The 18,446-nt window shown below is 72.8% G+C and carries 23 protein-coding genes and 1 tRNA gene; 14 read left to right on the forward strand and 10 right to left on the reverse strand.

Annotation, left to right across the window (positions count from 1 at the left end; all coding sequences use genetic code 11):
* Positions 1-18: 18 nt before the first annotated feature.
* The 3 genes from HUN59_RS11030 to HUN59_RS11040 form a co-directional block, all read right to left on the reverse strand.
* Positions 19-180, reverse strand: a complete 162-nt coding sequence (locus HUN59_RS11030; protein WP_174778368.1) for a hypothetical protein — start codon at positions 178-180, stop codon at positions 19-21.
* 5 nt (positions 181-185) lie between these two features.
* Positions 186-335, reverse strand: coding sequence for a hypothetical protein (locus HUN59_RS11035; RefSeq protein WP_167510048.1), 150 nt, complete (start codon positions 333-335; stop codon positions 186-188).
* A gap of 79 nt (positions 336-414) precedes the next feature.
* Entirely contained in the window at positions 415-957 is a 543-nt protein-coding gene (locus tag HUN59_RS11040) for a MarR family winged helix-turn-helix transcriptional regulator (RefSeq protein ID WP_174778369.1), read from the reverse strand.
* 196 nt (positions 958-1,153) lie between these two features.
* On the opposite strand from HUN59_RS11040, the gene HUN59_RS11045 reads away from it, so the two are divergent.
* The 5 genes from HUN59_RS11045 to HUN59_RS11065 all read left to right on the forward strand — a co-directional run bounded on the left by HUN59_RS11045 (position 1,154) and on the right by HUN59_RS11065 (position 3,664).
* Positions 1,154-2,749, forward strand: coding sequence for a long-chain-fatty-acid--CoA ligase (locus HUN59_RS11045; RefSeq protein WP_174778370.1), 1,596 nt, complete (start codon positions 1,154-1,156; stop codon positions 2,747-2,749).
* Positions 2,750-2,791: 42 nt separating this feature from the next.
* A tRNA-Val gene (locus HUN59_RS11050) sits at positions 2,792-2,864 on the forward strand.
* 257 nt (positions 2,865-3,121) lie between these two features.
* Positions 3,122-3,268: a hypothetical protein gene (locus HUN59_RS11055; RefSeq protein ID WP_174778371.1), complete on the forward strand. Its 147-nt coding sequence runs from the start codon at positions 3,122-3,124 to the stop codon at positions 3,266-3,268.
* Complete coding sequence (locus tag HUN59_RS11060) at positions 3,265-3,426, forward strand: hypothetical protein (protein WP_174778372.1); 162 nt, start codon at positions 3,265-3,267, stop codon at positions 3,424-3,426. The genes HUN59_RS11055 and HUN59_RS11060 overlap by 4 nt, the downstream gene beginning before the upstream one ends.
* A 100-nt stretch (positions 3,427-3,526) precedes the next feature.
* On the forward strand, positions 3,527-3,664 hold the full coding sequence (locus HUN59_RS11065) for a hypothetical protein (RefSeq protein WP_174778373.1): 138 nt from the start codon (positions 3,527-3,529) through the stop codon (positions 3,662-3,664).
* On the opposite strand, the gene HUN59_RS11070 is transcribed toward HUN59_RS11065, so the two are convergent.
* The 3 genes from HUN59_RS11070 to HUN59_RS11080 form a co-directional block, all read right to left on the reverse strand.
* Positions 3,649-4,614 (reverse strand): AraC family transcriptional regulator, encoded by a 966-nt coding sequence (locus HUN59_RS11070; RefSeq protein ID WP_152999450.1) that lies wholly within the window; start codon positions 4,612-4,614, stop codon positions 3,649-3,651. The two genes, HUN59_RS11065 and HUN59_RS11070, sit on opposite strands and share 16 nt — an antisense overlap.
* A gap of 174 nt (positions 4,615-4,788) precedes the next feature.
* Complete coding sequence (gene katG, locus HUN59_RS11075) at positions 4,789-7,056, reverse strand: catalase/peroxidase HPI (protein WP_058741374.1); 2,268 nt, start codon at positions 7,054-7,056, stop codon at positions 4,789-4,791.
* Positions 7,057-7,304: 248 nt separating this feature from the next.
* Positions 7,305-7,769, reverse strand: a complete 465-nt coding sequence (locus HUN59_RS11080; protein WP_174778374.1) for a DUF2231 domain-containing protein — start codon at positions 7,767-7,769, stop codon at positions 7,305-7,307.
* A gap of 160 nt (positions 7,770-7,929) precedes the next feature.
* Here HUN59_RS11080 and HUN59_RS11085 point away from each other — a divergent pair, with 160 nt between their 5' ends.
* The 7 genes from HUN59_RS11085 (at position 7,930) to HUN59_RS11115 (ending at position 14,272) form a co-directional block, all read left to right on the forward strand.
* Positions 7,930-8,679 carry a VIT1/CCC1 transporter family protein gene (locus tag HUN59_RS11085; protein ID WP_174778375.1) on the forward strand — a complete coding sequence of 250 codons (750 nt, stop codon included), beginning with the start codon at positions 7,930-7,932 and terminating at the stop codon, positions 8,677-8,679.
* Between the two features lie 88 nt (positions 8,680-8,767).
* Positions 8,768-9,448, forward strand: a complete 681-nt coding sequence (locus tag HUN59_RS11090) for a response regulator transcription factor (RefSeq protein WP_058741368.1) — start codon at positions 8,768-8,770, stop codon at positions 9,446-9,448.
* Positions 9,445-10,881, forward strand: a complete 1,437-nt coding sequence (locus HUN59_RS11095) for an ATP-binding protein (RefSeq protein WP_174778376.1) — start codon at positions 9,445-9,447, stop codon at positions 10,879-10,881. Before HUN59_RS11090 ends, HUN59_RS11095 begins: the two co-directional genes overlap by 4 nt.
* Before the next feature lie 136 nt (positions 10,882-11,017).
* Positions 11,018-12,457 (forward strand): ferredoxin reductase family protein, encoded by a 1,440-nt coding sequence (locus tag HUN59_RS11100; RefSeq protein WP_141861278.1) that lies wholly within the window; start codon positions 11,018-11,020, stop codon positions 12,455-12,457.
* Positions 12,454-12,990, forward strand: a complete 537-nt coding sequence (locus tag HUN59_RS11105) for an FMN-binding protein (protein ID WP_254629857.1) — start codon at positions 12,454-12,456, stop codon at positions 12,988-12,990. The genes HUN59_RS11100 and HUN59_RS11105 overlap by 4 nt, the downstream gene beginning before the upstream one ends.
* Entirely contained in the window at positions 12,987-13,760 is a 774-nt protein-coding gene (locus tag HUN59_RS11110) for an FAD:protein FMN transferase (RefSeq protein WP_254629858.1), read from the forward strand. The genes HUN59_RS11105 and HUN59_RS11110 overlap by 4 nt, the downstream gene beginning before the upstream one ends.
* 98 nt (positions 13,761-13,858) lie before the next feature.
* Positions 13,859-14,272: a VOC family protein gene (locus HUN59_RS11115; protein ID WP_174778377.1), complete on the forward strand. Its 414-nt coding sequence runs from the start codon at positions 13,859-13,861 to the stop codon at positions 14,270-14,272.
* A 130-nt stretch (positions 14,273-14,402) separates the two neighbouring features.
* On the opposite strand, the gene HUN59_RS11120 is transcribed toward HUN59_RS11115, so the two are convergent.
* The 3 genes from HUN59_RS11120 to HUN59_RS11130 form a co-directional block, all read right to left on the reverse strand.
* A complete protein-coding gene (locus tag HUN59_RS11120) occupies positions 14,403-14,543 on the reverse strand; it encodes a hypothetical protein (protein ID WP_167510052.1) in 141 nt (46 codons plus the stop codon).
* Between the two features lie 61 nt (positions 14,544-14,604).
* Entirely contained in the window at positions 14,605-15,510 is a 906-nt protein-coding gene (locus HUN59_RS11125) for an SDR family oxidoreductase (protein ID WP_231050587.1), read from the reverse strand.
* Positions 15,507-16,730, reverse strand: a complete 1,224-nt coding sequence (locus HUN59_RS11130; RefSeq protein WP_058743217.1) for a zinc-dependent alcohol dehydrogenase — start codon at positions 16,728-16,730, stop codon at positions 15,507-15,509. The genes HUN59_RS11125 and HUN59_RS11130 overlap by 4 nt, the downstream gene beginning before the upstream one ends.
* 151 nt (positions 16,731-16,881) lie before the next feature.
* Here HUN59_RS11130 and HUN59_RS11135 point away from each other — a divergent pair, with 151 nt between their 5' ends.
* Both HUN59_RS11135 and HUN59_RS11140 read left to right on the forward strand, forming a co-directional pair.
* On the forward strand, positions 16,882-17,223 hold the full coding sequence (locus tag HUN59_RS11135; protein ID WP_174778378.1) for a DUF3140 domain-containing protein: 342 nt from the start codon (positions 16,882-16,884) through the stop codon (positions 17,221-17,223).
* Positions 17,224-17,246: 23 nt separating this feature from the next.
* Positions 17,247-17,456: a hypothetical protein gene (locus tag HUN59_RS11140; protein WP_114850926.1), complete on the forward strand. Its 210-nt coding sequence runs from the start codon at positions 17,247-17,249 to the stop codon at positions 17,454-17,456.
* A gap of 61 nt (positions 17,457-17,517) precedes the next feature.
* On the opposite strand, the gene HUN59_RS11145 is transcribed toward HUN59_RS11140, so the two are convergent.
* Complete coding sequence (locus tag HUN59_RS11145; protein WP_174778379.1) at positions 17,518-18,420, reverse strand: glycoside hydrolase family 16 protein; 903 nt, start codon at positions 18,418-18,420, stop codon at positions 17,518-17,520.
* Positions 18,421-18,446 lie beyond the last annotated feature (26 nt).

Consider the following 18,446-nt stretch of genomic DNA (forward strand, 5'->3'; position numbering starts at 1 on the left):
AGCCAGACCGGCTCGGCGTCAGACCGCGCGGAAGAAGTCCCCGTACGACGGCTCCTGCGGCACGTCCCCGATCGTGCGGTGGTGCACGAGGGCGTCGATCTCGTCCGGGTGGCGCATCCCGCGTCGGTGCCACTCGTGCGGGTGGCGCTGGAGCTCGCTGAGTTCGCGGAGGTGGACCATCGTGCTCAGGCCCCCAGGGTGACGACGGTGACGGCAGCGGTGGCGACGGTCACGGCGACGATGCCGAGGCTCGTCGCGACGGCGGCGAGCAGGCGGCCCCTTGCTGCCTCGCGGACTTCGGAGAACTGCGAGTGCGTCGCGTCGATGGTGCTCATGGCCGGCCCTTCCGTGTCGTCGGAGACCACCGTCTCGGTGGCTGGGTCCAGCATGCGCTGGTTTCTCTAGTTTGTCTAACTACTGATGTGGATGCGTACGCATATGGGACAGCGGGTCACGCGCCTCTGATCCGTCGTCCTCCATCGCTGCGATCAGCTCCGTGAAGAACCCGGCCATCTCGTCGACGGTCTGCGGCGACAGCCGCTCGGCGGCGGCGATCATCCGGGCGTGCACGTCGGTGAGCTCGGTCCGGACCTCCTCGTCGGTGTGCCCCGTCGCGACGAGCAGCGCACCGCGTCCGTCCGCGGGGTCCGCGCGGCGCTCGGCGTGCCCGGACGCGACCAGGCGCTTCACCACCGCGGTGGTCGACGCGGACGTGATGCCGAGGTGGGCCGCGAGGTCGCCCGGGCGGACCTGCTCGTCACGCTCGCCGGCGCGCAGGAGGAAGCGGACCGCCTCCATGTCCGTGGCGTTCATCTTCATCGACCGCCGCGTCCGCTCGCGCATCGCGACCTCGGCGGCGCGGTAGCGCCGCATCAGGGTCAGGACCTCGACGCCGGACCGGGACGGCCGGTCGGGGTACCAGTACCCCGTCGCGTCGTACGTGTCGCCTTCGGCCACGAGCAAACCTCCTGTTGCGGTGCGCCGAACAGTACCGGCCGCCGCGCCCGCACCGGGGTACAGGCGCACGGCCCCGTCGGAGCCGGCAGGCCCCGACCGAGCCGGGCGGGCGCTCCCGGCGGGGCGCACGGACGCCGCTCGCGGCCGGGACGTAGGCTCCGTCGTGAGCAGTCGTCACACGAGACGGAAGGTCGGCATGACCAGCACCACCGAGCACCCCGCGTCCAGCACCGCCGCCGGGACGCGCACCACGCAGGCGACCGCGTCCGTCGCCGCGATCCTCGCCGAGTCCGCGAGCCGCTACCCCGACGACGTCGCCGTCATCGTGGGTGACCGCCGGACCACCTACGCCGAGCTGTGGGCCGAGACGCTCGGCTACGCGGGTGCGCTCCGCGCCCGAGGGGTCGCCGAGGGCGACCGCGTCGCCATGCTCGTCCCGAACGTCGCCGACTTCGCCCGCGTCTACTACGCGACACTCGCGCTCGGCGCGGTCGTCGTCCCCGTGCACGCACTGCTCAAGCGGAAGGAGATCGAGTACGTGCTCCGCGACAGCGGCGCGCGACTGCTGGTCTGCGCCGCCCCGCTCCTCGCCGAGGGCGCCGCCGGCGCCGACCTCGCCGGTGTCGACGTGGTCACCGTGCTCGCACCGGCGGACTCCGCGGACGGCCACGACCGACTGGAGGCACTGGCCGGGTCGAGCGAGCCCCTCACCACGTACGTGCCCCGGGACCCGTTCGACACGGCCACGATCCTGTACACGAGCGGCACGACCGGGCGCCCCAAGGGCGCCGAGGGGTCGCACTTCGCGCTCCTCGAGCAGGTCAACACGAACCTGATGAGCACGTTCGACATGCACCGCGGCGACGTGCTGCTCGGGGCGCTCCCGCTGTTCCACACCTTCGGGCAGACCTGCACCATGAACACCGGCTTCCGCGCCGGCGCAACGATCGTGATGCTGCCGAAGTTCGACGGCGACGCCGCACTCGCCGCCATGGTCGAGCACGGCTGCGAGATCTTCATGGGCGTCCCCACGATGTACATGGCGCTCCTCGACGCGGCCGCCCGCAGCGAGGCCCGCCCGGCCCTGCGCTACGCGATCTCCGGTGGCGCGTCGCTCCCGCTCGCCGTGCTCGAGAAGTTCCAGCAGGTGTACGACGCGCCGATCCACGAGGGCTACGGCCTGACCGAGACCTCGCCCGTCGCGTCCTTCAACCACGTCGGCACCGCGCCGCACCCCGGGACGATCGGGACGCCGATCTGGGGCGTCGACATCGAGATCGCCGACCCCGAGGTCACCGACGCGGTCCGGTTCATGCCGAACGGGGAGATCGGCGAGCTCGTGATCCGCGGGCACAACTTGATGAACGGGTACCTGAACCGCCCGGAGGACACCGCCGCCGTGATGGTGGACGGGTGGTTCCGCACCGGCGACCTCGGCACGAAGGGCGACGACGGGTACCTGACGATCGTCGACCGGACGAAGGACATGATCATCCGGAACGGCTACAACGTGTACCCGCGGCAGGTCGAAGAAGTCCTCGCGTCGCACCCCGACGTGACCATGGCCGCCGTGTTCGGGATCCCGCACGAGGTGCACGGGCAGGAGGTCGCCGCGGCCGTGGTCCTGCGTGACGGAGCGACCGTCACCACGGACGAGCTCATCCACTTCGTCGCTGACGAGATCGCCGTCTACAAGTACCCGCGGGTCGTGCACGTCCTCGACGCGCTCCCGCTCGGGCCGAGCGGGAAGGTGCTCAAGCGGGAGCTCGTCGACCGGTTCGGGGACGCCTGACGTCTCGGCAGCGCTGACCGGTCCCGGTAGGATCGGCGGCAGGGGCCTTTAGCTCAGCTGGTAGAGCGCCACGTTTACACCGTGGATGTCGTCGGTTCGATCCCGGCAGGGCCCACTGGTGCGCGACCGGCGCCGGCCGAGTCTCGGGTGGTGCGACGAGTCTCGCACCCGGGCACGCGGAACTCGTCGTTGGGGCCGAGACTCGGTGCGGGAGCCGGCCGATCGGTGAGCGGCGATGCGGGACTCCGATCCGTCCGCGTGCTGCGCTCCGCGTCGGCCGCCATCCGGTTCCCGAACGTAGTTAGGCAAACTAACCTCGAGGCGTCATGCTGGTGACGAGCGCTCCCCGGCGCAGCAGTGAGGCGGCCCGACATGGAACCGACGACGATCCCCGCGATCCACGTCGCGCACAGCGGTGTGCCGCGCCTCCGGCTGGTCGCCGCGGGGGCGAAGGCCTTCGCTCTCGCCCTGGCCACCGCCGCCGCCTCGGTCCTCGTCGTCGTCCTGGTGCCGGCGTGACCGAGCACGAGCACCCCGTGGACCCCCGGTCGCAGGCGGTCGAGTGGCACCGCCGCGGGATGAGCCACCCGGACGAGATCGCGGCGATGGTCCTGCGGCGTCTGCACGAGGACGTGCCGGTCGAACCGACGTACGGCGACTTCTTCCTCGCGCCCTGACCGCAGAACGTCCGCCGCGCGGCACGCCCGACGCGGAGCGCGCGCCGCGCCGGGTGGACGGATCGCTAGGCGATCTAGCGAATTCGCCTAGGGTGGCACGGTGCCCTCCCAGCAGCCCGGACCACACGACCACGACCACCGGCGGTTCGTGGACGACTTCGTCAACTCGCTCGCACCCGTCGAGTCCGTCGACGACGACCATCCGGAGGACGAGCGGCCCGGTCAACCGAGGCGCTGAACCCTACGGAGCGTCTCGGACGGTCGCTCCCCGAAGGACTCTGCGTAGAACGCGGCGAACCGGCCCAGGTGCGCGAACCCCCACGCGCCCGCCGTGGCCGCGACGGTCGTGGTCGTCGGGTCGCCGGCCACCAGCTGCGCCCGCACGCGGTGCAGCCGGACCTGGCGGAGGAACGCCATCGGTGTGGTGTCGGCGTGCCGTTGGAAGGTCGCCTGCAGGGCGCGGGCCTTGACCCCCGCAGCGCGCGCGACGTCGGTCCCGGTGATCGGCCGGTGTGCGTTCGCGATCATCCACTCCTGCGCGAACCGCATCGTCGCCGGGCCCTCGAACAGGGCGACGTCGACCGTCGGCGCGGCGTCGTACGCGTCGACGACCGACTCGGCGACGAGCATGTTGAGGGCCGCACGGCGGTCCCGGTCGGTACCGGGGTCGAGGAGCTCCGGCGCGGCGGCACGGATGAGGCCACGGAGGTGTTCGAGGTGTGCGGCGTCCGTCGTGCTGGTGAACGTCAGGGGGCCGGGCACGGTGGCGCGACGGGCCGCGGCGACGGACTCGAGGAAGCCGCTGTCGAACCGGATGAGGTGCTGCGTGGTGGGGAGTGCCTCGAACGCGAAGTCGCGTCCGACCGGGTACATCACCGGGACGCCGGGCTGCATCTGCAGGGGGTCGCGGGACGCCGAGTCGAGCGTCAGCCCGGGAGCCGTCGCCCAGGCGAGCACGTACCCGGTGCCCTGCCCGACCGTGCCCCAGCGGTTCGCGCCCACGGACGAGGTGCCGACCGTGACCTCGTCGTCGCCGACGGCTCGGTAGCGCCAGGAGAACCCGTCGGGCACCGCGCGCCCGACGTTGATGTCCGGGCTGTCGTAGACGCGCTCGTAGAACGCGACCGCCTCGTCGATGGAGGTACTGCGGCGGTCGACGTCGTGCGGGAGCGCGGCATCGGTGGGCATGCCCTCCACATTCTGCCGGTCTCCACCGACGGTCGATGCCCCACACCGGGGGCGAGTGCGGACGGTGGATGGTGACCGGCTGACGGACGGGAGGCGCGGTGCCGACTGGCACCGCGCCTCCCGACCGTCACGCGGTCGCGCCACGTGCCCGGCTCGCGCCGCTGCGTCGACGGCTCACGCCGCCATCGGTCCGTACCGGCGGTGCCCCTTGACGTCGTACCGGTCGAGCATCATGACCTTGTCCCACGCCGCGACGAAGTCGCGGACGAACCGCTCGTGTCCGTCGCTGCCCGCGTAGGCGTCGACGATCGAGCGTAGCTGCGCGTTCGAGCCGAAGAGCAGGTCGGCGCGGGACGCCGTCCAGCGCTCCTCACCGGTGCCCTGCACCGTGCCGGTGAACGTCGTCTCGGTGTCGTCGGTCTTCGTCCACACCAGGTCGGTGTCCGTCAGGTTCACGAAGAAGTCCGTCGTGAGCGCCCCGACCCGGTCGGTCAGGACACCGGTCGACGAGCCGTCCCAGTTCGCCCCGAGGACGCGGAGCCCGCCCGTCAGGACCGTCCACTCGGGCGCGGTGAGCGTCATGAGGTTCGCGCGGTCGAGGAAGACGGCCTCCGGCGCGACCCCGGGGGCGAAGTCCGCGAAGCGTTCCGAGACGTGGTTGCGGAACCCGTCGGCGACCGGGCGGAGCCACTCGAACATCTCGACGTCGGTCTGCTCCTGCGTCGCGTCCACCCGGCCCGGGGTGAAGGGCACGGTGACCTCGACGCCGGCGGCGCGTGCGGCGTCCTCGACACCGACGCAGCCGGCGAGGACGACGAGGTCGGCGAGGGACACGTGGCCACCGCCGCGGGCGAAGTCGGCCTGGACACCGCGGAGCGCCTCGACGACGGGGACGGTCCGGCGGTTCACCGGCCAGTCCTTCTGCGGCGCGAGGGCGATCCGGCCGCCGTTCGCACCGCCGCGCTTGTCGCTGTCGCGGTAGGTCGACGCGGCGGAGTACGCGGTGACGACGAGGTCCGAGGCGGAGATCCCGGTGTCGCGGACCGCCTGGCGGAGCGTGTCGAGGTCGGCCTCGCCGAGGGGCGCGCCCGTCGCGTCGGGGAGCGGGTCCTGCCAGAGCAGCTCGTCGGAGATCGTCGTCTCCGGGCCGAGGTAGCGGTGCTTCGGCCCCATGTCGCGGTGCGTCAGCTTGTACCAGGCCTTCGAGAACGCGGTCGTGAACAGGTCGAAGTCGGCGAGGAATCGCTCGCAGACCTCGCGGTAGGCCGGGTCGACCTTCAGCGCGAGGTCCGACGTCATCATCATGAGCGCGTGGGTCTCGCCGGGCACGTGGGCGTCCGGCGTGCGCGGGGCGTCCGCGTCGACGGGCGTCCACTGGAGGGCACCGGCGGGGCTGCGGGTCTGCTCCCACTCGTGGCCGAACAGGTTCTCGAGGTAGCTGTTGTCCCAGCGGGTGGGGTCCTGCGTCCAGCTGCCCTCGATGCCGTTCGTCGAGGTGTCCTTGCCGTTGCCGGCGCCCTGCGGGTTGTGCCAGCCGAGCCCCATCGACTCGATGGGTGCGAGTTCCGGCGACGGCCCGATCTTCGCCGCGGGCACCATGCCGTGGCTCTTGCCGAACGCGTGGCCACCGGCGATCAGGGCGACGGTCTCCTCGTCGTTCATCGCCATCCGCGTGAACGTGATCCGGATGTCCCGGGCGGAGCCGAGCGGGTCGCCGTTCGCGTACGGGCCCTCGGGGTTCACGTAGATGAGCGCCTGGTGCGACGCGGCCAGCGGGCTCTGCAGGTCGTAGTCTGCGTCGCCGTTCTGCCCGTGCCAGCGCTCGTCACGACTGACCATCTCGTCCATGCTCGTCACGGCGTGCGGGTCCCAGACCTCGGGGCCCCACCAGGTGCCGTCGTCCGGCTCCCACGCGTCGAGGCGTCCGCCGCCGAAGCCGTACGTCGGCAGACCCATCAGCTCGAGGGAGCAGTTGCCGGTCAGGACCATGAGGTCCGCCCAGGACAGGGCGTTGCCGTACTTGTGCTTGATCGGCTGGAGCAGGCGGCGGGACTTGTCGGTGTTGCCGTTGTCCCACCAGCTGCCGATCGGGGCGAACCGCTGCATCGCGGTCCCCGCGCCGCCGCGGCCGTCCGCGATGCGGTAGGTGCCGGCGGCGTGCCACGCCATCCGGATCATCTGCGGGCCGTAGTTGCCGTAGTCGGCGGGCCACCAGTCCACCGAGGTCGTGAGGAGGGTCTTGATGTCGCGCTTGAGTTCCTCGAGGTCGATCGTCGCGAAGGCCGCGGCGTAGTCGAAGTCGGGACCGAGCGGGTCGGCGTCCACACCGTTGCGGTGCAGGAGCTCGACGCGGAGGCGCTGGGGGTACCAGGCCTCGAGGGTCGGCGACTGCCCGAAGGAGCCGCCCAGGTGGTCGCCGCCGGCCGGCAGGGAGCCGGCCATGTGGAAGCTGCAGGTGTCGGTGCCGTCGGCGTCGCGGTGGTCCGCGCCGCCGTGCCCGGCGCCACGGTGGTCCGGGTCGCCGTTGCTGCTGGTCGTGCTGTTCTCGCTCAACGCTGCTCCTGTTCGATGCTGTCCGCGGAACGCGGGGGCCGGTGGTCACGCTTCGCTCCCCGCCTGGGAGGAGCACGGGAGGGGTGCGGTCGGAGGCTGTCAGCCCGTCCAGACCGCCCGGTCGTGCTGGGTGGCTGTCAGCCCTTCCAGACCGACACGGCGCCGGCGTGGCCGATCACGACGACCTCGATGATCGAGCCGATCCCGGCGGCGACGAGCAGCACCGGACCGACCACGCCGACGGCCCGCACGAGCCCGGTGTTCGTCACGCGCGGTGCGGCGAACCGGTGCCACCCCCACCACAGCGTCACGAGCACGAACACCGCGATCGACCACGGCAGCAGTCCGTCCGCGAGCTCGGTGTGCCGTTCGAGCAGGGCGGTCTCCTTCTCGCGGTGCTCGAGCCACTCGCCGGACGACGTCGCCAGGGGCACCGACACCAGGGCGACGAGCGCGATGACCGGCGCACCGACCGCGAGCCACCGTCGGGCGGCGGGCCACGCGGCGACCACGATGGCGCTCAGGGCGGCGACCGGGACCGAGACGGTGGTCAGGTGGACGAGGAGGGGGTGCAGCGGGACGCCGTCGAACTGCCAGTTCACGAGGGGGCCTTCCGGTTCGCGCGCCGGTCCGTCCGACGCCTCGCCCCCAGGCAACCGGCTGTGTCCGCACACCGCCCGCACGACGGGCCGATCAGCGCACTCCGCGATCACTCGAAACCACACACGAACGCGGGCCGCCGGACCTGGTTCACTCGGACCCATGAGCGAACCCGAAGCCCGCGCCGCCGAGCCGTCGGCCGCCGAGCCGCACCCCGGCGAGGCCCACACCGGCGACCTGTCGTCGCGGCTGAACTGGCTCCGCGCCGGTGTCCTCGGCGCGAACGACGGCATCGTGTCCACCGCGTCGATCGTCGTGGGCGTCGCCGGTGCGTCGACGTCCGTGCCGGCGATCGCCACCGCCGGCATCGCGGCCCTGGTCGGCGGTGCGGTGTCGATGGCCCTCGGCGAGTACGTCTCGGTGAGCAGCCAGTCCGACAGCCAGCGCGCGCTGATCGAGAAGGAGCGCCGGGAGCTCGCCGAGGACCCGGACGCCGAGCTCGAGGAACTCACGCGGCTGTGGCAGGACCGCGGGCTCCAGCGGGGCACCGCCGAGCGCGTCGCCGCGGAGCTGACCGACCGGGATGCCCTGCGTGCACACCTCACGACGGAGCTCGGCATCGACGAGGACGAGGTCGTGAGCCCCTGGCACGCCGCCGGCGCCTCGGCCGTGGCGTTCTCGGTCGGGGCGCTCCTGCCGCTCCTCGCGATCCTGCTGCCGCCCGACGCCGTCCGGGTCCCCGTCACGTTCGTCGTCGTGCTCCTCGCCCTCGCGCTCACCGGGGCGATCGGTGCGAAGATCGGCGGGGGGTCCGTGCCACGGGCGACCATCCGCGTCGTCGTCGGCGGGGCGCTCGCCCTGGCGGCCACGTTCCTGATCGGATCGCTCCTGGGGACGAGCGGCGTCGTCTGACGCCGGCGCCGACCGGCAGCGGCCGGCGGCACCGGCCGACGCCGCCAGCCGCCACCGCAGACGACGGAGACCCGGGAGGGGACACACGATGGCGAAGATCCTGGTGGTCGAGGACGACCCCGAGATGGGCACCCTCGTCGAACGCGGCCTCACCGACGAGGGCCACGACGTCACCCTGGTCCGGGACGGCAACGCCGCCCTCGGCCAGGCACTCGCCGAGGACTTCGACGCCGCCGCGATCGACGTCATGCTCCCCGAGATGAGCGGCTTCGAGGTGTGCCGACGACTCCGGGAACTCGGCAAGGACCTGCCCGTCGTGCTCGTCACCGCCCGCGACGCCGTCGACGACCGCGTCTTCGGGCTCGACTCCGGCGCGGACGACTACCTCACCAAGCCGTTCGCCATCGCCGAACTGAACGCCCGCCTCCGCGCACACCTGCGCCGTCGCGCCGCCGGCACCCCCACCGTGGCGCAGGCCGGCGCCGTCCGGCTCGACACCGTCGCCGTGCGCGCGACGGTCCGCGGCCGCGACCTGCCCCTCAGCGTCAAGGAGTTCTCCCTGCTCCGGTTCCTCATCCAGGGCAGCCCGGAACCCCGGAGCCGTACGGCCGTGCTCGAGGAGGTCTGGGGGAGCGCCGAGCACTTCGACCCGACGATCGTCGACCAGTACGTCAGCTACGTCCGCAAGAAGCTCGCCGCCGCCGATGCGGACGTCGCCATCCGCACGGTGCGCGGTGTCGGCTACGCCCTGGACGTGCACCACCCGTGAGGCGCTGGCTCCTCCGCCGCAGCATCCGGACGCGCATCACCCTGGGCAGCGTCGCGGTCGGCCTCGTCGTCCTGTCCGCCGCCTCCGTCGCGCTGCACCACCAGGTCCGGACGGCCACCGAGGACACCGACCGCTCGCTCGCCGCGAGCGACCTGGCACCGTTCGTCCAGGACCTCCGGCAGAACCCGGACGAACTGCCCGACGAACCCACACGCGGCGTGCTGGTCGGCATCCGAGCCGACGGCCGCTGGGTGGTCGACACGCTCCCGCGGGGCGTCCGGGAGGCACTGCCCACCACCGCGGGCACGTCCGGTCCCACGGACGGTCGGCCCCAGGACGACGGGGACGGCGACCGGGACCGGGACCGGGACGGCAGCGGAGACGGGGACGGCGACCGCGCGGCGACCCGCGAGGTCCGCGCCGACGGCCGCACGTACGTCGTCGCCGGTCAGCAGGTCGGTGACACCGTCGTCTGGGCGGCACGGGACACCCGCCCCGGGCAGGAGACCATCCGCCGCGTCGACCGTTCGCTCGTCGTCGGCACCCTGCTCGCCGTCGCCGCGTTCGCCGGCACCGCCTGGGTCCTCACCGGGCTCGCCCTCCGTCCGGTCGCCCGGATGCGCCGCCGCGCCGAGGACCTCGGCGACGGGGGAGCGGACGGACACCTGCCCGTCGGACCCGCCGAGGACGAACTCGCCGCCCTCGCCCGGACCCTCAACCGCTTCGTCGACCGGCAGCACGAGAACGCCGCCCGGGAACGCCGCATGGTCTCCGATGCCGCCCACGAGCTCCGCACACCGCTCGCCGCCCTCACCGCGCGACTCGAGCTCGCCCACCGGCACAGCGGGGACGCGCCCGCCCTCGAGGGCGACCTGACCGCCGCCGAACGCGACGCCGCCCGACTGTCGGCGCTCGCCGCGTCGCTCCTCGAGCTCAGCCGGCTCGACGACGGGGCCGATGAGCACGTGACCTCGACGGCGGACGAGCTGGTCTCCGAGCTGATGGCGTCCGTCGACCGCGCCCGCGCCCTGCCCGAGGCGGTCACCACCGAGGTCGACTTCGTCACCGCGGTGCCGGACGGCGACGCCCGGTACGCCATCGGTCGGTCGGCGTTCGCCCGGGTGGTCGACAACCTCACCGCGAACGCCCTCGCCGCGGCGACGGGCGGCTCGGTGCAGGTCGACCTCGCGCAGCGCGACGACGAGCTCGTGCTCCGGGTGCTCGACGACGGACCCGGTGTGCCGGACGCGTTCCTGCCGCACGCCTTCGAGCGGTTCGCCCGGGCGGACGCGTCGCGGAACAGCGCCCTGGGCGGCAGCGGTCTCGGGCTCGCGCTCGTCCGGGGCACCGCCGAGCGCGCCGGCGGTTCGGCGACGCTGCGCAACCGGGAGACCGGCGGTGCCGAGGCCGAGGTGCGGCTGCCGCGGCGCTGACCAGGAGCTCCGACCCGCAGCCGTTCTCAGAGCACTCGAGATCTCGAACGAAGTCCGGGTCCCGTTCCGAGGTCCCTGCGAGGTCGCGCTCCGATGCTGTGAGGGACCCGAACCCCCGCTGGACAGGAGCGACCCGATGATCGACACCGCGCGGCCGACCACCCGCCGCACCCCGCTCGACCGGCCGCCGGCCCCCGAACCGCTGCCCGTCGCGGCCGAGCGCCGCCGTGCCGCCACCCGTCGACGCCTGCGCGGGGTCGACCTGCTGACCGTGCTGACCTGGCTGTCCGCAGCCGTGGCGGTCACGCTCTGGCTCGCGACCCCGGGGTCGCACACCGTCGCCGGCATCGGTGGCTGGCTCGAGGCCGGCGGGATCGTCGCGGGACTGATCGGGACCGACCTCGTGCTCGTCATGCTGGTCCTGGCCGCACGGGTGCCGGTCATCGACCGCCTGATCGGGCAGGACGTGGCGATCGCGCACCACCGGGCGCTCGGCAAGCCGGTCCTGTACCTGCTGCTCGCGCACGGTGCACTGCTGACGCTCGGCTACGGCATCGGCGACGGCACGGGCCCGATCGCCGAGACCGTCGCGCTGTTCGGCTCGCAGGACATGCCGCTGGCCTACCTGTCGATCGGCCTGTTCGTCGTCGTGGTCGGCACCTCGATCGTCGCGGTCCGCCGTCGGCTGCCGTACGAGGCCTGGCACGTGATCCACCTGCTCAGCTACGCCGCGGTGCTCGTCGCGTTCCCGCACATGACCACCGGCAGCGTCCTCGGTGCGGGCAGCTGGCAGCGGGCCTACTGGATCGCGCTGTACGTCGCCGCGTTCGGACTCGTCGCCCTGTACCGGTTCGTGCTGCCCGTCGTCGTGACCTTCCGGCACCGCATCCGGGTGGTCGGCGTCGAGCCGATCGCTCCGGGGGTCGTCTCCATCCACATGGCCGGCCGGGACCTCGACGCACTCGGCGCGCACGGCGGCCAGTACGGCGTCTGGCGCTTCTGGAGCCGGCAGACCTGGTGGCACGCCCACCCGGTGTCGTTCTCCGCGGTCCCGAGCCGGAACGGCGCCCGCATCACGGTGCGTGACCTCGGCGCGGGGTCCGCGCGGCTCGGCCGCATCCGCCCGGGCACGGCCGTCTCGCTCGAGGGGCCGTACGGGCTCTTCACGAAGCAGGCACGGTCCGCGCCGAAGCTCGCGCTCGTGGCCTCGGGCATCGGCATCACCCCGATCCGCGCCCTGCTCGAGGACGCCGACCTGCGTCCGGGCGAGGCGACGGTGCTCCTCCGTGGCTCCGACAGCGACCAGCAGTACCTGTGGGAGGAGACCGCCGAGCTCGCCCGTCGCACCGGCAGTCGTGTGTACGGCATGGTCGGGCCGCGTGCCGGGTCGGCCGAGAGCTGGATGACCGAGGACGACCTGCGTCGCGGGGTGCACCTGCGGAGCGTGTTCCCCGACCTGCTCGACTCCGACCTGTACGTCTGCGGCCCGCAGGTCTGGACGGACCTCGTCGTGGCCGAGGCCCGCGCGGCCGGCGTCCCCGAGCACCGCATCCACCAGGAACGGTTCGCCTCGTGACCGCCGTGCGGACCCGCGGGGTCGTCATCGGCGCGCTGTCCTCCGTCGCGGTGCTCGTCATCGGGTGGCAGCTCGGCGGCCAGCCCGCCCAGGTCGCCGCGTCGGGCACCACGGCCGGGACGAACTCCGGCACCACGAGCGGCACGAGCGGGACGAGCGCGACGGGAGCCACCGGGACCGGTGGCACGACCGCCACCGCCCCGGCCACCACCGCCCCGTCCGCCGGCGGCGGCAGCGCGTCCGGCGGCAGCGGCGCGTCCGGCACCTACACCGGCACCGCCGCCGAGACCCGCTACGGCCCCGTGCAGGTCCGGGTGACCGTCAGCGGAGGGAAACTGACCGACGTCCAGGCCCTGCAGCTCACGAACCGGGACGGCCGGTCGGTCGCGATCAGCCAGCAGGCCGCGCCGATCCTCCGGCAGGAGGCCCTGCAGGCGCAGTCCGCGACGATCCAGGCGGTCAGCGGTGCGACCTACACGAGCGAGGGCTACACGACCTCGCTGCAGTCCGCCCTCGACCAGGCGGGCCTGTGAGCCGCGTCGACCGGCCCGCGGCCGACACCGCCGTGCGGACCTTCGAGACGATGGGCACGGTCGTGAGCCTCCGCGGCGCCGACGCCCCGACCGCCCTCGCCGTCCGGGACGTCTTCGTCGCGTACGACCGCCGGTACAGCCTGTACGACCCGGACTCCGCGCTCAGCCGGATCGCCGCCGGGACGCTCCGGCTCGCGGCCGCACCGCAGGACGTCCGCGACACCTACGCGCTCGCCCTCGACTGGCGCGAGCGGACGCACGGTGCCTTCACCCCGCACCGACCGGACGGCGTACTCGACCTGTCCGGGGTCGTGAAGGCCCTCGCGATCCGCGACGCCGGCGCCGTCCTCGACGCCGTCTCCCGGGCGGGGTCCACCGACTGGATGCTCGCCGTCGGCGGCGACGTGCTCGCGAGCGGGACGCAGGGCGACGACCCCTGGCAGGTCGGCGTCGTCGATCCGCTCGACCGCACGCGGGTCGTCGGCGTGGTCCCGCTCGGCGACGACCGTCGGGCGGTCGCGACCTCCGGCACCGCCGAGCGCGGCGAACACGTCTGGCGCCGGGCCGAGCCGGTGTTCCGGCAGGTCACCGTCGTCGCGTCGGACATCGTCACCGCGGACGTCCTGGCCACCGCGGTCCTCGCGGGCGACGAGCACGACCTCGCCTCGGTGACCGAAGACGGCTCGGTCGACGTCCTGGCCTTCGGGGTGGACGGCCGTGTGTGGGCGACCCCTGGCGCCTCCGCGTACGTCACCGCCGCCGCGGCCTGACCGACGGCGCTGCCCGAGAGACTTCCGCGGCAGGCCGGGACCTGCCAGCATGGTGCCCACCGGACGACGATGTCCGCCCGACCCGGAGGGAACCACCCGTGTCCGTCACGCTCAACCCGTACATCGGCTTCCGCGACCAGGCCCGCGACGCCCTCGGCTTCTACCACGCGGTCTTCGGCGGCGAACTGAAGACGATGACCTTCGCCGAGGGCGGCATGGTCCAGGACCCGGCGGACGCCGACAAGGTCATGCACGGCCAGATCGAGGCCGACGACCTGACGCTCATGGCGTCGGACTCGCCGTCGAGCATGCCCGCCCCGACCGTGAGCAACATCTCGGTCTCGCTGAGCGGCGACGACGAGGCCCGGCTCACCGGCTACTGGGAGGGTCTGTCGGACGGTGCGACCGTCATCGAGCCGCTGACGAAGGCCCCGTGGGGCGACACCTTCGGGATGCTCACCGACCCCTTCGGGGTCACCTGGCTCGTCAACATCAGCGGCGTCCCCGCCTGACGCGCGCCGGTCCGCAGGCGGCACCGGCAGACAGACGGGAGGCGCGGTGCCAGCTGGCACCGCGCCTCCCGTCCGTCGTCCAGCACCGACCGCCGGTCAGTGCTGTCCGTTGATCAGCGCTGTCCGTTGGTCAGTGCTGTCCGTTGATCTGGCCGAGCCAGCGACCGAAGGTCGTCTGCGGCTCGTCGTGCAGCACGCGCAGCGTGGTGGTGGTCGGGTTCCAGCGGCGCTCGGTGTCGACGCCGTTCCCCTTGTGGAGGTCGAGGGTCATGATGTGCTCCTTCGCATGTCGGTGGATGGTTCGACGCCGGAGGGGGCTCCGGCATTCCCGGTCAGGGGGTGACCATGCCGCCGTTGACGTTGAGGGTCTCGCCGACGACGTAGCTCGACTCCTGCGAGGCGAGGAACACGTAGGCGGGGGCGAGCTCGGCGGGCTGCGCGGCGCGGCCCATCGGTGACTCGCTGCTGCCGAACTCGGGCAGCGACTCGGGGTCGACACCACCGCTCGGCTGCAGGACGGTCCAGGTGGGCCCCGGAGCGACGACGTTCACGCGGATCCCGCGCTCCACGAGGAGCTGCGAGAGCCCCTTCGAGAAGTTGTTGATCGCGCCCTTCGACGCGGCGTAGTCGAGCCGGTCCGGCGCGGGCTTGTACGCCTCCATCGACGCGGTCGTCGTGATCGTCGACCCGGGCTCGAGGTGCGGCAGTGCGGCCTTGACGAGCCGGAACAGCCCGAACACGTTGACGTCGAACGTCGCCTCGAACTGCTCGTCGGTCAGGTCGAGCAGGTCCGGCTGCCAGCGCTGCTTGCCCGCCACGCTGACGACGGTGTCGATGCCGCCGAGCTCCGCGACCGCCCGCTCGACGAGCTGCCCGGCGTACGCCTTGTCCCGGAGGTCACCCGGCACCGTCACGGCACGACGACCGGCCGCCTCGACCTGCTCGACCACGTGGTCGGCGTCCGACTGCTCCTCGGGCAGGTAGGCCAGGACGACGTCGGCGCCCTCGCGGGCGAAGGCGATCGCGACGGCCGCGCCGATGCCGGAGTCGCCGCCGGTGATCACCGCACGGCGACCCTCCAGGCGTCCGGTGCCCCGGTAGGAGTCCTCACCGAGGTCCGGCACGGGCGTCATCGCGGACTGCAGGCCCGGCTCGTCCTGGGTCTGCGGCTCCGGCGAGACGTCCGGGTAGCGCGTCCGCGGGTCCCCGAACGCGTACTGGTCGATCGGCCCGGTCACTCGGCGACCTCCAGCTCGACCTTGACCCAGCCCGGCTCGCGACGGTCGAAGGCCTCGTACGCCTCGATCGCCGAACCGACCGGCTCGTGCTCGGTGATGAGCGCTGTCGGGTCGAACTGCCCCGACGCCACGAGGTCGATGAGCGGCGGCGTCACCGAGTGGTGGTCGCAGTTGCCCATCCGGATCGTCAGGTTCTTGTTCATCGCCTGCCCGATCGGGTAGCGCTCCGCCGTCGGGCCGTACACGCCGATGATGCCGATCCGGCCGTACTTCGCGACCGAGGCCACGGCCCACTGCGCGACCTGCGACGGACCGTCGCCGGGCTTCCACTGCTCGAGGTCGCCGAAGCCGTCCGGGGACGCGTCCGGCGCGACCTGCTGCACCTCGGCGTCGAACTGCGCGGCCTGCTCGTCGGACACCGCCGCCGGGCCGCGCTTCGGGCGCTCGGCGTCGACCCCGACGGCGTCGATCACGGCGTCCGCGCCGATGCCGTTCGTCAGGTCCATGATCGCCTGCACGGGGTCCTCGCGGTTGTAGTCGACCACTTCGCAGTGCTGCGCGAGGGCCGCCGCGAGCCGGGTCTCGTCCCCGTCGACGACGATCACGCGACCGGCGCCGAGCTTGTACGCCGACGCCGCGGCGAACTGCCCGACGATGCCGGCGCCGAAGACCACGACGACGTCGCCGCGGGTGACCCCGGCGAGCTCGGCGCCGAACCAGCCGGTCGGGAAGATGTCCGACAGCAGGATGGCCTGCTCGTCGCTGACGTTCTCGGGCAGCGGGTGCATGGTGTTCCGCGCGTACGGGACCCGGACGTACTCGGCCTGCAGACCGTTCACCGGGCCGGTCGACTGCGGGCCGCCGAAGAAGCTCGTGCCGGCCTGCGGACCGTTCGGGTTCGCGACGTCGCACTGGGCGGTCTTGCCCATCCGGCAGTACCGGCAGGCGCCGCAGGAGATCGTCGAGTTGATCACGACGCGGTCACCGGGGCTGAAGCCGCGCACCGCGTCGCCGACCTCGGTGACGACGCCGACGGCCTCGTGGCCGAGGATCGTGCCCTCCTCCATCGGGGCCATGGTCCCGCGGACGAAGTGCAGGTCCGTGCCGCAGATCGCACTCCGGGTGATCCGGACGATCGCGTCCTCCGGATGCTGGATGGTGGGCTCGGGGACGTCGTCGAGTCGGATGTCGCCGATCCCGTGCCAGACCACTGCGCGCATACTGCTCTCGCTTCCTTCTCGGTGGTGGGTTCGGGGGACACACAACCCGTTCGGCCCTGGAAGCACCTGCAGTGGCGTCCGATGTGCGCACCGGTTCGGGGGACAACCGCTCCTGCGTCGTCACCCAGGCGGCACGGGTTGCGTGACGGCCATGAGCGATGACCAGCACGACGAGCAGCAGACCCGGGACGACTTCGCCGACGCCGTCAACATGACCGCGTCGGAGCTGAAGCGGTGGCTCGACTCCGACGAGTCGAAGGAGGCCGGCCAGAAGCCCGCGAGCGGTGGCGAGTCGACCGGGCACGAGAGCGGCCGGCACATCGTCCGGATCCTCGAGAAGAAGCAGGCCGACTACACCGACGACGACTACGCCCACATGCGGAAGGTCGTCGGGTACGTGGCCCGGCACGGGAAGCAGGAGCCGAAGGGCGACACGCACGACTCGAAGTGGCGGTACTCGCTCATGAACTGGGGCCACGACCCCGAGAAGTGACCGGACTGGGGCAGGATGGAGGCGTGAGCGACTCCGGCATGCCCCGTTTCCGCCGCATCTGGTCGACCATCCAGGTGGGCGTGCTCGCCGCCGCGGTCGTCTTCTGCGTCGTCATGCTCGTGATCGGGCAGGGCAAGCTCGACCGCGTCTACGCGGTCGCCGCGGTGTTCTTCGGCCTGGCCCTCGCGGGACACAGCACCTACCTCTGGTTGCTGGCGCGCCAGCGTCGCTGACGTGACCACCCACCGGACACAAGGAAGGTGGCGGCGCCCGCCACGGGCCTGCTGTCCGGCGTCAGCCCAGCTGCCAGACGCGCACCCAGTCGACCAGCATCTGCTGCGGGAACCGCGTGGTCGCATCCGGCGACCCGGGCCAGGTGCCACCGACGGCGACGTTGAGCACGACGAAGAACGGCTTGTCGAACACCCACGGGTTCGTACCCACGGCGTCCCGGGTGACGGTGCCGCGTTCGACACCGTCCACCAGCCAGGTGATCGAGTCTGGGCGCCAGTCGACGCCGAAGACGTGGAAGTCGTCGGCGAAGGCGGCGCCGGTCGGGCTCGTGCACGCGGCGGACAGGCCGTTCGCGCCCGAGTACCCCGGGCCGTGCACCGTGGCGTGCACGATCGTCGGCTCGTACCCGACGTTCTCCATGACGTCGATCTCGCCGCACGCGGGCCAGCCGACCTGGCCGATGTCGGCCCCGAGCATCCAGAACGCGGGCCAGATGCCCTGCCCGCGGGGGATCTTGATGCGCGCCTCGACGCGGCCGTACTGCGCGGTGAAGGTGCCCTCGGTCTTCAGCCGGGCCGAGGTGAAGGTGCCGTCGGGCTCGCGGATCGCGGTGATCGCGAGCTGCCCGGAGCCGTTCAGGGCGCTGTTCCGGCGGGAGTCGGTGTAGGTCTCGAGCTCCTGGTTGCCCCACCCGCCTGCGCCGGTGTCGAAGCGCCAGATCGCCGGGTTCGGGGCGCTGCCGGCGGGGCCGTCGAACTCGTCGGCGGCGAGCAGCTTGGTCGGGGCGGTCGTGCTCGTGGAACTCGTGGTGGCTGCGGTGTGGGTGGCTGCGTGGGCAGCGTCCGGTGCGGCGAGGGCTGCGGTCGCCGCGGCTGCGGTGGCGGCGGTCCCGGTCAGGCCGAGGGTGAGGAAGCGGCGCCGGTCGAGCGGGCGCGCGGCAACGGGGGTCTGGTGCTGGGGCATCGGGGGGTCCCTGGGGTTCGGGCGGA

This window comes from Curtobacterium sp. Csp2 (assembly GCF_013347165.1).